This is a genomic window from Erwinia sp. AK-PDG3-5 (genome assembly GCF_056821705.1).
Window position 1 is genome coordinate 1,966,552 of the sequence record NZ_CM165967.1, and the last position, 13,164, is coordinate 1,979,715.

General features: G+C 55.9%; 10 protein-coding genes and 2 tRNA genes. 8 read left to right on the forward strand and 4 right to left on the reverse strand.

What is annotated here, in order from left to right:
* Positions 1 to 403: 403 nt before the first annotated feature.
* Positions 404 to 1,192, forward strand: a complete 789-nt coding sequence (phoH, locus tag AC1UKS_RS09045) for a phosphate starvation-inducible protein PhoH (RefSeq protein ID WP_013202639.1) — start codon at positions 404 to 406, stop codon at positions 1,190 to 1,192.
* Between the two features lie 93 nt (positions 1,193 to 1,285).
* Here the strand turns inward: phoH and AC1UKS_RS09050 are convergent.
* A tRNA-Ser gene (locus AC1UKS_RS09050) sits at positions 1,286 to 1,373 on the reverse strand.
* Positions 1,374 to 1,618: 245 nt separating this feature from the next.
* Here AC1UKS_RS09050 and phoA point away from each other — a divergent pair.
* Positions 1,619 to 3,025 (forward strand): alkaline phosphatase, encoded by a 1,407-nt coding sequence (gene phoA, locus AC1UKS_RS09055; protein WP_482436528.1) that lies wholly within the window; start codon positions 1,619 to 1,621, stop codon positions 3,023 to 3,025.
* A 67-nt stretch (positions 3,026 to 3,092) separates the two neighbouring features.
* A complete protein-coding gene (locus AC1UKS_RS09060; RefSeq protein ID WP_482436530.1) occupies positions 3,093 to 4,253 on the forward strand; it encodes a low temperature requirement protein A in 1,161 nt (386 codons plus the stop codon).
* A gap of 926 nt (positions 4,254 to 5,179) precedes the next feature.
* Here the strand turns inward: AC1UKS_RS09060 and AC1UKS_RS09065 are convergent.
* A tRNA-Ser gene (locus AC1UKS_RS09065) sits at positions 5,180 to 5,267 on the reverse strand.
* Between the two features lie 294 nt (positions 5,268 to 5,561).
* On the opposite strand from AC1UKS_RS09065, the gene ghrA reads away from it, so the two are divergent.
* The 3 genes from ghrA to AC1UKS_RS09080 are packed head-to-tail and all read left to right on the forward strand — an operon-like array spanning position 5,562 to position 7,884.
* Positions 5,562 to 6,503 (forward strand): glyoxylate/hydroxypyruvate reductase GhrA, encoded by a 942-nt coding sequence (ghrA, locus tag AC1UKS_RS09070; protein WP_482436532.1) that lies wholly within the window; start codon positions 5,562 to 5,564, stop codon positions 6,501 to 6,503.
* A 52-nt stretch (positions 6,504 to 6,555) separates the two neighbouring features.
* Entirely contained in the window at positions 6,556 to 7,293 is a 738-nt protein-coding gene (locus AC1UKS_RS09075) for a PHP domain-containing protein (RefSeq protein WP_482436534.1), read from the forward strand.
* A gap of 36 nt (positions 7,294 to 7,329) precedes the next feature.
* The gene (locus AC1UKS_RS09080; protein ID WP_482436536.1) at positions 7,330 to 7,884 is read left to right on the forward strand and encodes a TorD/DmsD family molecular chaperone; all 555 of its coding nucleotides are present in this window, start codon (positions 7,330 to 7,332) and stop codon (positions 7,882 to 7,884) included.
* 78 nt (positions 7,885 to 7,962) lie between these two features.
* Here the strand turns inward: AC1UKS_RS09080 and AC1UKS_RS09085 are convergent, their stop codons facing one another.
* Both AC1UKS_RS09085 and AC1UKS_RS09090 read right to left on the reverse strand, forming a co-directional pair.
* Positions 7,963 to 9,333, reverse strand: a complete 1,371-nt coding sequence (locus tag AC1UKS_RS09085) for a CoA transferase (RefSeq protein WP_482436538.1) — start codon at positions 9,331 to 9,333, stop codon at positions 7,963 to 7,965.
* 59 nt (positions 9,334 to 9,392) lie between these two features.
* Positions 9,393 to 10,280, reverse strand: coding sequence for a DMT family transporter (locus tag AC1UKS_RS09090; protein WP_013202632.1), 888 nt, complete (start codon positions 10,278 to 10,280; stop codon positions 9,393 to 9,395).
* 220 nt (positions 10,281 to 10,500) lie between these two features.
* On the opposite strand from AC1UKS_RS09090, the gene AC1UKS_RS09095 reads away from it, so the two are divergent.
* Positions 10,501 to 11,220, forward strand: coding sequence for a glutamine amidotransferase (locus AC1UKS_RS09095; protein WP_265910777.1), 720 nt, complete (start codon positions 10,501 to 10,503; stop codon positions 11,218 to 11,220).
* A 178-nt stretch (positions 11,221 to 11,398) separates the two neighbouring features.
* On the forward strand, positions 11,399 to 12,919 hold the full coding sequence (exaC, locus tag AC1UKS_RS09100; protein WP_482436540.1) for an acetaldehyde dehydrogenase ExaC: 1,521 nt from the start codon (positions 11,399 to 11,401) through the stop codon (positions 12,917 to 12,919).
* Positions 12,920 to 13,164: the final 245 nt, after the last annotated feature.

Sequence of the window (13,164 nt, forward strand, 5' to 3'; positions counted from 1 at the left end):
GTGCGGACTATTAACCGATAAAATGTTACGTCAGACGTAAAATAGATGTTGCATTGATCCTGAGATCTGTAGCACCTTATTAACAGCGGGTGTTTAAAGTGTTGACATGTCCACCACGGAGATCGCGAATGGTAAAGTGTTGTAACGGACAGATGTACCATAAACAAAGTTTCGCGGCTCCATGCGAGGGCGCTACTCCCGCTTCAACTTTCTCTTCTCTCTTATATTCTAACGGCCAACTTCTTTCTTTTTCAAACCGGTGCACAGCTGCGCTCAAACACGGCTATGCGCTAACACATTGGCCAGACAAGGCTTAAAAGGAAGCCACCGAAACCTCTAAAGCGTTCACGTAATCGCATCGATTTGCAGGTGCGGGAAATGAAACCAACTGTAAGGTGCCACTATGGGAAGACAGAAAGCAGTGATCAAAGCGCGTCGTGAAGCAAAACGTGTGCTTCGTAGCGATTCACGCAGTCACCGTCAGCGTGAAGAAGAATCGGTCACCTCGCTGGTGCAGATGGGTGGGTTAGAGTCAATTGGCATGGCGCGTGATACCCGTGATCATTCCCCGATTGAAGCCCGAAATGAAGCTCAGGCGCACTATCTTAAAGCCATAGAAAGCAAACAACTGATCTTTGCCACAGGCGAAGCCGGTTGCGGTAAAACCTGGATCAGCGCAGCGAAAGCGGCTGAGGCCCTGATTCATAAGGATGTTGACAGGATTATTGTTACGCGTCCGGTATTGCAGGCGGATGAGGATTTGGGATTCCTCCCTGGAGATATCTCAGAAAAATTCGCTCCGTACTTCCGTCCAGTGTATGACGTTCTGGTTAAACGTCTGGGCTCTTCCTTTATGCAGTATTGTCTGCGTCCCGAAATTGGCAAAGTGGAGATCGCTCCCTTCGCTTACATGCGTGGACGAACGTTTGAAAATGCCGTGGTGATCCTTGATGAGGCGCAAAACGTCACCGCCGCCCAGATGAAGATGTTTCTGACACGCCTTGGGGAAAACGTCACCGTGATTGTGAACGGCGATATCACACAGTGTGATTTGCCGTCCCATGTGAAATCGGGTCTCAGCGATGCTCTTTCTCGCTTTGAGGACGACGACATGGTCAGCGTGGTGCGTTTCGAGAAAGAAGATTGCGTACGTTCACAGCTCTGCCAGCGTACGCTTCTCGCTTACGGCTAAGAATCTGCCTAGCTGAACCGAGCCCGGATGAAAGTCCGGGCTTTTTTATGCAAAAAAAAAGTCTGAACATAAGTTCAGACTCTTCTTTAAATATGGTGGTGAGAGAGGGGTTCGAACCCTCGATACGTTGCCGTATACACACTTTCCAGGCGTGCTCCTTCAGCCACTCGGACACCTCACCATATTTTTACTGCTGCGTCCCAGAGGGGCGACGGGGCGCTACTATAGGCAGTCGCAGGGAAGCGGTCAAGCAGAATTTTCTTTGCTTCTATCGGCTTATCCTCAATTCACTCACTGATTTATCCAGAAAGTTCACAGAAATCAGGTCATAAAAATGACATCAACCAAACACAAAAATGTCATGGTTGTGTCGCAGACTGGCTCCCTGAAATGTTTAGCAAAACTTACTCATGGAGCCTTGAGTTTATGAACGTTAAAAGCCTGTTTACCCTGTCTTTGATTGCCTCTGTTATCTCTTCCTCCGCCATCGCCGATATCGCCACTTACACCCGTGCCGCTCAGGGCGACATCACTCAGCCCGGCGGGGCCCGTCGACTGACCGGCGACCAGACCGACGCGCTGAAAGCCTCGCTGAACAGCAATAAAGCCAAAAACGTGATCCTGTTGATTGGCGATGGTATGGGCGACTCTGAAATTACTGCAGCACGTAACTATGCAGAGGGCGCGGGCGGCTTTTTTAAAGGGATTGATGCGCTGCCGCTGACCGGGCAATACACGCATTACGCGCTGGACAAGAAAACCCATAAACCGGATTACGTCACTGACTCTGCCGCATCAGCCACCGCGTGGAGCACCGGGGTGAAATCGTATAACGGCGCAATCGGCGTGGACGTTAACGGCAACGATCACCCAACCATTATGGAAATGGCGAAAGCAGCGGGTAAGGCGACAGGTAACGTCTCGACAGCAGAACTGGAAGATGCGACGCCAGCGGCGCAGATCGCCCATGTCACTTCGCGTAAGTGCTATGGCCCGGAAAAAACCAGCGAGCTATGCGCCGCCAATGCGTTAGAAAAAGGCGGCAGGGGATCGATTGCTGAGCAGCTGTTGAATGCCCGTGCGGACGTGACGTTCGGCGGCGGCGGTAAAACCTTCAGCGAAACCGCGAAAGCCGGGGAGTGGCAGGGCAAGACGCTGGAAGAGCAGGCTAAGCTGCGGGGTTATCAGTGGGTCAGCGATCTTAAAGGCATGACGGCCATTACCGAAGCGAATCAGGACAAACCGGTGTTAGGTCTGTTTGCTCAGGGCAATATGCCGGTGCGTTGGAAAGGACCGAAAGCGACCTGGCACGGCAACGGTGAAGACAAAGCGATACGTTGTGAAGTAAACGCCGAACGTCCGGCAACCACGCCGACGTTGGCGCAGATGACCGATAAAGCAATTGCGTTGTTGAGCAAAGACCAGAATGGCTTTTTCCTGCAGGTTGAAGGCGCGTCGATAGATAAGCAGGATCACGCCGCCAACCCATGCGGGCAGATTGGCGAGACGGTCGATCTGGACGAGGCGGTACAGAAGGCGCTGGAGTTTGCCCGTAAAGACGGTAACACGCTGGTGATTGTGACGGCTGACCATGCGCACTCCAGCCAGATCGTTGCCAATGACAGCAAAGCGCCTGGCCTGACGCAAACGCTGAAGACCAAAGAGGGGGGTTTTATGACCCTCAGTTACGGCAATTCTGAGGAGGATTCTCAGGGCCACACCGGGACGCAGTTGCGTATTGCTGCTTACGGTCCGCATGCGGCTAACGTTGTCGGGCTGACCGATCAGACCGATTTGTTCTACACGCTGAAATCGGCGATGGAAATCCAGTAATTTTTTCTGGTTAGCCTGGGGGAGCTTCGCTAAGCTGAATCAGCGACTCCCCTTCAGGAATAATGTCATGCGGCAGAGCTTGTTACGTGTACGCGATGGTCAGGGCGCCACCGTGTCGTTTTCTGAATTACTGTTCGATCTGATTTATGTCTTCGCCGTTACCCAACTTTCCCATTATTTGCTACATCATCTGACGCTGGTCGGCGCTTTGCAGACGCTGTTGCTGTGGTTTGCCGTCTGGCTGGCCTGGCAATATACCGCCTGGGTCACCAACTGGTTCGACCCTGAAACCCGGCAAATCCGTCTGTTGTTGTTCGCCATTATGGTGCTGGGGCTGTTTGCGTCGTCAGCATTGCCTGAAGCCTTTGGTGATAGGGGATTGGTGTTTGCCTTATTCTACATTGCGATGCAGGTGGGCCGAGCAGCGGTGACGCTATTCTGGTTGCCGAACAATCATTTGTTACAACGTAACTTTCAGCGCATCTTAGGCTGGATGGTGACTTCTGCGGTATTTTGGTTGATTGGTGGTCTTGTAGAGGGGAATGCGCGGATGGTGTGGTGGGCGATTGCCATTGCCTGTACCTACATTTCGCCGATGATAGGTTTCTGGTTGCCGGTGTTAGGGCGTTCGAATACTGCCAGCGAGTGGACAATTGAGGGCCATCATCTGGCGGAGCGCAGTCAGCTGTTTGTGATTGTGGCGTTAGGGGAGACCATTCTGATCACTGGCGCGACATTGAGTGAACTGGAGCGTTGGGATGCGCCGGTGATCATAGCCTCATTGGTGGCATTTCTCGGCAGTCTTGCGATGTGGTGGGTTTATTTCGACACCAGCAGTAAGGCGGGCAGTCATGCGATCCAGCAGTCGGAAAACCCGGGGCAAATGGGTGCCTGTTATCATTATGTGCATGTGGTATTGGTCGGGGCGATTATCGTTTGTGCGGTGGCGAACGAGTTGGTGATCGTCCATCCCGACGGGCATATGGATGCCAGCGCAATAGCGGTTTTGTTATTGGGTCCCGCCGCCTATCTGGCTGCCAACGGCATTTATAAAACCATGGTGTATCGGCGTTTCCCGCTGTCGCACATTGCCGGATTGGTGGCTCTGTTGGCGCTGTTACCGGTTTGTTTTATCACTGACAGGCTGATGATTAACGGATTAACAACAGTGGTGATGATCGCCGTCGCCGGATGGGAAAGTGTATCGCGAGGGAAGGGAGTGGCTTAACGTCAACGCCGGGTCGGGTGGCACGGCGCTCTGTGCCGCCACTTCATAGCATTGGTGTCGGTGGGTGGACTGGTGGATACACAAGGCAAAACCGGGTTGGGTGGCATGGCGTCGGCACAGAGCGCCTTATCCGAGACGCCGTAAATCCATCCCTGGAGGCTTGGCTGCGGCATCCCTGCCGCAGACACTCGGCTAATGCGCTCTGTGCCGCCACCTCATAGCATTGGTGTCGGAGGGTAGGTTTGTGGATACACAGGTCGAAGGCTGGGTGAAGAGTGATAGCGTTGATGTGGCTCAGTGGAAGCACATTTTAAAGGCAACCATCGGGCAGGGTGTTGACCTGTGTGTCCACATTTAACCATTCAATACTGAAGCTTGAGGGGAAGGGAGAGAGGGGTGATAAGCAAAGCATCGGCGACAGGGATGTCGCCGCTGAGCCCCCAGGGATGGGTTTACGGCGACTTTGCGTTCAACCTTCTCTCCCTGACCTGCCACCACAGTTAGCAGGCGACTTAACTAACATCAGGCAAAAAAAAAGTCTGAACGTATGTTCAGACTCTTCTTCAAATATGGTGGTGAGAGAGGGGGATCACGAGGCACATCCCTGTGCCTCGCCCTTCGGGCAGCAGAGCTGTGCAAAACGGCTGTCCTGCCGTTTTGTCGAACCCTGTCGAGGCTTCTCACCCCTCTCTCCTGAATTTTATGCAAAAAAAAAGTCTGAACGTATGTTCAGACTCTTCTTCAAATATGGTGGTGAGAGAGGGGGATCACGAGGCACATCCCTGTGCCTCGCCCTTCGGGCAGCGGAGCTGTGCAAAACGGCTGTCCTGCCGTTTTGTCGAACCCTGTCGAGGCTTCTCACCCCTCTCTCCTGAATTTTATGCAAAAAAAAAGTCTGAACGTATGTTCAGACTCTTCTTCAAATATGGTGGTGAGAGAGGGGTTCGAACCCTCGATACGTTGCCGTATACACACTTTCCAGGCGTGCTCCTTCAGCCACTCGGACACCTCACCATATTGTTGTCGCAACAAGGTTGCTGACGGGCGCTAATGTAGGCAAAAGCGCTGCTCCGGTCAACTCCCTTTCTCCACTTTTCTGCGCGTTTAGCCAGTTTTGCAGCAGTTTGCTGCTTAAATCACCAAAATACCCACTAATCACAACGAAACGGCATAACGGGTGTGTATAACCTCTGACATTCATTACCTGCGCTGGCTAATACTTCATCGCGATACTATTGGTATCGCAACAATTTTTGCTTGCCAGATGCGCCGTTTTCCCCGAGCCTTGAGAAAAAACAGGAGAGCAAAGTGGATATCATTTTTTACCATCCGTCATTTAAGGCAGAAACCTGGAGCGAAGGCCTGCAACAACGCCTACCCGACGCCCGTATCCGTCAATGGACCCCCGGCGATGAGGCTCCTGCCGACTTTGCGCTGGTGCGCCAGCCTCCTGTCGCGATGCTGCAAGGCCGCAAGGGACTGAGAGGCGTGTTCGCGCTTGGCGCGGGCGTGGATGATATCCTCGGCCAGCTTCGCCAACATCCCGAAATGTTGGCAGAAAACGTGCCGTTGTTCCGCCTGGAGGACACCGGTATGGGGCGGCAAATGCAGGAATATGCGGTCTATCACGTCCTGGGTTGGTTCCGTCGCTTCACCGAATATCAACAGCAGAAAGCCCAGTCGCTGTGGAAACACCTGCCTGACTACAGCCGCAATGATTTCAGCATCGGTATTCTGGGCGCGGGCGTACTGGGGCAGAGCGTGGCAGAAAGCCTGAAGTTTTGGGGCTTTCCGGTGCGTTGCTGGAGCCGTTCGCCAAAAGACTTGCCGGGTGTCACCAGTTTCCATGGCGCGGAACAGCTGGGCGAATTCCTGGCCGGCAGCCAGGTGCTGATTAACCTGTTACCCAACACGCCACAGACCGAAGGGATCCTTAACCGCGCCTTGCTTAGCCAATTGAAACCGCAGGCGTTCCTGCTTAACCTCGCTCGGGGCGCGCATCTGGTCGAAGACGATCTGCTGGCGGCGATCGAAGCCGGTGAGGTCAACGCCGCCGCGCTGGACGTCTTCGTACGTGAACCGCTCGATACTTCCCATCCGTTCTGGACGCATCCGGATATTGCCATTACGCCGCATAATGCCGCTGTAACCTTGCCAGACGAAGCTATGGACTACATCGCGAAGTCGATCGCCACCCTTGAAGCCGGTGAAATGCCTGGCGGTCTGGTCGACGTGACCCGCGGTTATTGAGTCAATCAGGGGCAGGAATGCTATTCTTGCCCTAAGCCCAAAGGAGAATGTTATGTACCCCGTTGACCTTCATATGCATACCGTTGCCAGCACTCATGCCTACAGCACACTCCGCGACTACGTGGTGCAGGCGCAAACCTGTGGCGTCAAACTGCTGGCCATCACCGATCACGGCCCGGATATGGCTGATGCACCGCATTACTGGCACTTTGTGAATATGCGCGTCTGGCCACGTGTGGTGGATGGCGTGGGCATCCTGCGCGGCATCGAGGCGAACATCAAGAATACCGACGGTGACATCGACTGCACCGGGCCAATGATGGGTTCGGTGGATATTGTGGTCGCCGGCTTCCATGAACCGGTGTTCGCCCCGCGCGATAAGGCCACCCATACCGAAGCGATGATTGCGACGATGGCCAGTGGCAATGTGCATATCATCAGCCATCCGGGCAACCCGAAATACCCGGTCGATATCCCGGCCATTGCCGAAGCGGCGGCGAAATATAACGTCGCGCTGGAGCTGAATAACTCCTCCTTTACCCACTCCCGCCCGGGTAGCGAACCTAACTGCCGCGCAATCGTCGCGGCGGTGCGCGATGCCGGCGGATGGATCTCCTGCGGATCGGATTCCCATACTGCCTTTACCCTTGGCAACTTCGAACACTGCATGCGGATTATGAAGGAAGTGGATTTCCCGGAGGATCGCGTATTAAATGTCACCCCTCGCCGCTTGCTGGATTTCCTCGAGCTGCGTACCGGCACCAAAATTGCTGAATTTGCTGATATGTGACATTGTCACAATTAACCTCTGGATGGACTGACCGTCATGAATGAATTCTCTATCATCTGCCGTATTCTTGGCTCGCTGTACAACCGCCAGCCGCAGGATCCGTTGCTGGTGCCGCTGTTTACCCTATTGCGTGAAGGCAAACTGCAGCAGCACTGGCCGCTGGAGCAGGATGAGCTGCTGATCCGCCTGCAGGAAAACAGCGACCCGCAGGCGTTGGCGGGGGATTACAACGCGCTGTTTGTCGGCAGCGACTGCAAAGTGCCCCCGTACGGATCCCATTGGGATAACGGCCCGCAGGAGAGTGACGTGCGTGGCTTCCTGCAAAGTCGCGGTATGCCGTTAGGCGAAGGGCCAGCCGATCATATTGGTGCGCTGCTGCTGGCCGCTTCGTGGCTGGAAGACCAGTCTGCGGCGGATGAAGTGCAGGCGCAGGTGACGCTGTTTGATGAGTATTTATTGCCGTGGGTCGGTCAGTTCCTGGGAAAAGTTGAAGCCCATGCCACCACCGCGTTTTACCGTACGCTGGCCGCGCTGAGCCGCGAGGCGATTCAGGCGATGCGTGACGAACTGGAAGAAGAAGGGGACGTCTGAGCCCTGTTCCAGCCTGAGCCATGACGTGACTTAAGCCCGCTGGTAACCCATTAGCTTACCGGCGGGCTTTTTACTGCGTTAAGGCCACTCCGCGTTGGCCGATCCCAGCCGCGACGCCGCCCGTGACCAGATCAACGGGGTGCCGGGTAACCACACCGGCGAACGCAGGCGATAGCCCATGCCCCACGGGGTGATTTCAATCTCAACGTTTTCATCCTGCGGCTTAAGCGGGTCCAAACCCTGCGGTTGTTCAGCTTCTGAATACGGATTGTCGGTCAACAGGCAGGCGGTTCTGGCCAATGACAGGCGGGCCGTATAGCCGGTATTGTGCAGCAGTCGCTGGCGCAAGCCTTCCAGCACCGCGGCTGCCATCAGATAACCGGTGGCATGATCCAGCGCCTGCACCGGCAGCGGTGAGGGCGCATCGCGCTGTTTCCACTGGCGGCCGCTGTCGGCAATACCGCATCCCATTTGCACCGGGCTGTCGAAGCCACGGCGATTACGCCATGGGCCGGTCCATCCCCACGCGTTCAGGCTGACGTCCACTAATCCCGGCGACAGTTTTTGCCGGGCTTTTGCGTCGTATCCCAGCGCGCTTAATGCATCCGCACGATAGCCATGCACCAGCACGTCCGCCTTGCTGAGCAGGGCTTCAAACACTTTCCGGCCTTTCGCAGATTTCAGATCGAGCCTGGCGCAGAGCTTACCCAGGGTCACCTCTTCTTCCAGCGAAGGTTCTTCCCAGCCTGGCGGATCGAGCCGCAATACCTCCGCGCCCAGCCCGGCAAGAAATCGTGTTGCAACGGGGCCCGCGATGATGCGGGTCAGATCCAGCACGCGCACGCCATGCAGCGGACGCGCGGGGAACAGGCGCCAGGTGGGTGCCGGGCCCTCGGGCTGCAAGGTTTGTTCGATTAACGATTCGCGCCGCACGGCCTGGCCTTGTGGATGCCGTTGCCACGCCTCCACGCTGCGCATCTCCGCCGCACAGCCGCCTGCGGCGACCACCGCGTCTTCCAGTGCGCTGTTATTCCACTGGCTGACGGCTGCCGTAAGGCTGGCGCGATCGGCATGCTGACCGAGCACGCCTTCCATCGCCGCGCGATGATGGGGCGCATTGGTATGCAGCCGGATCCAACCATCCGCGGTGGGATAATCCCCGGCAAAAGGGTCCCACAAGGCAGGCGCGGGGCGATTAATCGGGCGGAAGCTGTGCTGGAACCAGCGTGAAGCCAGCGAGGTATTCACCTCAAGCGGATGCGGATTGCCAATCAGATCGGCCGCGGCCTGCATCGCCAGCGCGATGCTGGTGCTGGCCATTTCGGTGACCGGATACAGCGAGCAGAGTTGCGCGTCCCCGTGGAAGGTAACCTGAGGAACGGTATCGCTGGCAGCGCGCAGCCCGTGCCAGAGCTGCTGCCAGAGGTGTGTGGTAAGCCCATTGTCCATTGCGTCCTCCTTGGATGATGCTTATCACCTTAGCAATGAACCCCGCTTTTTGCCTGGCGTTAGCGCAGGCGGCGGAATTTTGGCAGACGGGCGTGCATGCGCAGATTACGCAGATTAATTACCGCAATGGCCGTGCCGGCGACCACCAGCAGCGCGCCGATAATTTTAAACATATTCATCTCGTCGCCCAGCACCACCACGCCCATAATCACCGCCAGCACCGGCGTCAGCAGCGAATACGGCATGATCAGGTTGACGTTGTAGCTGCGCAGCAGCCAGTACCACAGCGAGTAGGCGATAATCGAAGAGAAAATCGCGCTGTACAGAATGCCAAACCAGCCGCGCCAGCTGGAGTGGATCAGGCTGTCGATCTGATTGGATTCCATCACCCAGGAGGCGAGGCCGACAATCGGGATCGCCAGGAAACAGAGCCAGCCGGTCATGGTCAGCGGCTTAATCGGCGGGGATTTTTTCACCAGCATATTGCTGATCGCCCAGCCCGCGGCGCTGCACAGCAAGATACACAGCACCCACCAGGAAGGAATGGTCGGGCTGCCGGCCAGCACCACCACGCCGGTCAGGGAGACGGCAATGCCGGTCATCTGCACCACCGACAGTTTCTCCTTCAGGATCACCATCGCCAGCAGCATGGCAAACGGCGTGCCGAGCTGCACCACAATGGCGCCGGTTCCGGCATCGGTGTATTTCATGCCAACAAACAGCAGTGAAAAGTGCAGGAAGCCAAAGGTAAACGCCAGCGGCACCAGATAGCGCAACTGCGCGCGGTTAACGCGGGTGAACGGGACCAAAATCAGCGCCACAACCACAAAGCGCATCAGGGTCAAAAACAGCGGGGGAAGATCGAGCAGACCCCATTTGATCGCCACGTTATTGAACGCCCAAAGGGTCACTACCAGTAAAATAAGAAAAAAATGCCGCAAAGCCACGAGACTGTCCTGTTGTGCGTGTGATCACCTTTTTATCATGGCATGAATTGCCGCTAAATTAAGCGGGCTCAGGCAATTTATTTCGCACCGGGCGTTAGCTGAATTTGTTTTACTGCCCTCAGAAAAAGTGATGAGACAGCCGACCGTCAACATGCCATCATGATCTTCAAATCCCTGTCGTCAGGTGCATGTTGATAATCATTAAGGATAACTTCCCGCTATGCGTTCTGCACTTCCGTTAGCCATCATTCAATTTGAAACCCCGCCTGACGCGGTCATCGATCGCGTTGGTGAACAACAGCACTGGTTTGTTGCCGCTCTGGGCCTGCAACCGGGCGAATATGTGGTGATCCGCCCTGATTTGGGCGAAGCCCTGCCGGATGCCGGTTCCGTTGCGGCCGCCGTGCTAAGCGGCTCCTGGGCAATGGTGACCGATCACGCCGAATGGAGCGAGCGCAGCGCGGCCTGGATCCGCAGCGCGGTCGAGCAGGGCTTACCGCTGCTCGGCGTCTGTTACGGTCATCAGCTGATGGCTTACGCGCTGGGCGGGCGGGTGGATGATAATCCACGCGGCTGGGAACGGGGGCTGCAACAGCTGGAGATGAACGCCTGCTCCGCCAGCGATCCGTTACTGAGCCAGCTGCCGACGCACTTCTCCGCGTGGCTGTCCCATCGTCAGTCGGTGCTGCAGCCGCCGCCGGGCGCTCAGGTGCTGGCCGCTTCCGCACAGGATGACTGTCAGATTATCCGTTACACCCCGCAGGCGCTTTCCGTACAGTTTCACCCGGAATTTACCGGCACCATCATGACCGCCTGTCTGCAAAGCAGCCAGAATAGTGAAATCAGTAGCCTGATGGCGCATCAGCAGGAGCCGGCCACGCCGTTGCAGCTGCTGCAAACCTTCTGGCATCAGCATCGTCAGACCAGCAAGCTGGCCTGATTCACCCGGGCCATTGTTGTGCGTTACCTCACAATGATGGCTTCCCGACCCGCTTTGATGGCACTCCCGTCACAGTTTCCTCTTCGGCAATCTGACATGCTCATTTTTATCAATATTGTTAATGATGAGTTATTTGATTGTTAAATCGCTCCGGCGAATTTACTCCGAGGAAACCACCATGCGTTATGCATATCCGGGCACTACAGATTCATTGATCATCCTGAAGTCTCACTACGGCAACTTTATCAACGGTGAGTTTGTGCCGCCGGTCAACGGCGCCTATTTCGAAAACACCTCGCCGGTCAATGGTTCGGTGATCGGTGAGTTCCCGCGTTCTGATAAAGATGATGTGGAAAAAGCGCTGGATGCAGCCCATGCCGCTGCCGACGCCTGGGGCAAAACCTCTGTACAGGCGCGTTCGCTGGCGTTGCTGAAAATTGCCGACCGGCTGGAAGAGAATCTGGAATATATCGCGGTTAACGAAACCTGGGACAACGGCAAACCGGTGCGCGAAACGCTGGCCGCCGACCTGCCGCTGGCGGTGGATCATTTCCGTTATTACGCCGGCTGTATTCGCGCGCAGGAAGGATCTTCTGCGGAGATTGACGAATTCACCGCCGCGTACCACTTCCACGAACCGCTGGGCGTGGTGGCGCAAATTATCCCGTGGAACTTCCCGCTGCTGATGGCCGCGTGGAAACTGGCGCCCGCGCTGGCTGCTGGCAACTGCGTGATTCTGAAACCCGCTGAACAGACGCCGCTGTCCATTACGCTGTTTGTGGAACTGATTGCCGACCTGCTGCCGAAAGGGGTGCTAAATGTGGTTCACGGGTACGGCCGTGAAGCTGGCGAAGCGCTGGCGGGTAATCCGCGTATCGCCAAAGTCGCCTTTACCGGTTCCACCGCCACCGGTGGTCACATCCTTGAACTGGCGGCAAAGAACCTGATCCCATCGACCGTTGAACTGGGCGGTAAATCGCCTAACATCTTCTTCGAAGACATCATGCAGGCCGAGCCGTCCTTTATTGAGAAAGCGGCGGAAGGCGTGGTGCTGGGCTTCCTGAATCAGGGCGAAGTCTGTACCTGTCCGTCGCGTGCGCTGGTGCAGGAGTCCATTTACGAACCCTTTATGGAAGCGGTATTGAAACGCGTGAAAACCATTAAGCGCGGCGATCCGATGGATACCGACACCATGGTTGGCGCGCAGGCGTCTCAGCAGCAGTTCGACAAAATCCTCTCCTATCTGGAAATCGCTCAGCAGGAAGGCGCTGAAGTGCTGACCGGCGGCGGGGTGGAAAAACTGGAGGGCGGTCTGTCCACCGGCTATTACATTCAGCCGACGCTGCTGAAAGGCAACAACAGTATGCGCGTGTTCCAGGAAGAGATTTTCGGGCCGGTGGTCGGCATCCTGACCTTTAAGGATGAGGCCGAAGCCATCGCCATTGCTAACGACTCCATTTATGGCCTGGGTGCCGGCGTCTGGACCCGCGACATCAACCGCGCGTATCGCGTGGGCAGGGCGATTAAAGCCGGACGCGTGTGGACCAACTGTTACCACCTGTATCCGGCGCATGCCGCTTTCGGGGGTTACAAAAAATCCGGTATCGGCCGTGAAACCCATAAAATGATGCTCGATCACTACCAACAAACCAAGAACCTGCTGGTCAGCTACAGCATTGAGCCGCTGGGCTTCTTCTGATGTAAGCACATCACTCAACAGGGCCGCGAGAGCGGCCCTGTTTATGCTGTTCCCCGCCATAACCTCAACCGTTTAAAAACGCCTGTACGTCACCTCCGCGCGCGCCCTCACACATTGGTTTTTGTTATGACCCATCATCTTGCCGACTAAAGCCAAATATGGCACGCTGCCATAGGGTTGTATATACAAGACTAAACATCACAATCCGTACACATCATCGCGCCACCTCGCCTCATGTCGTTCCC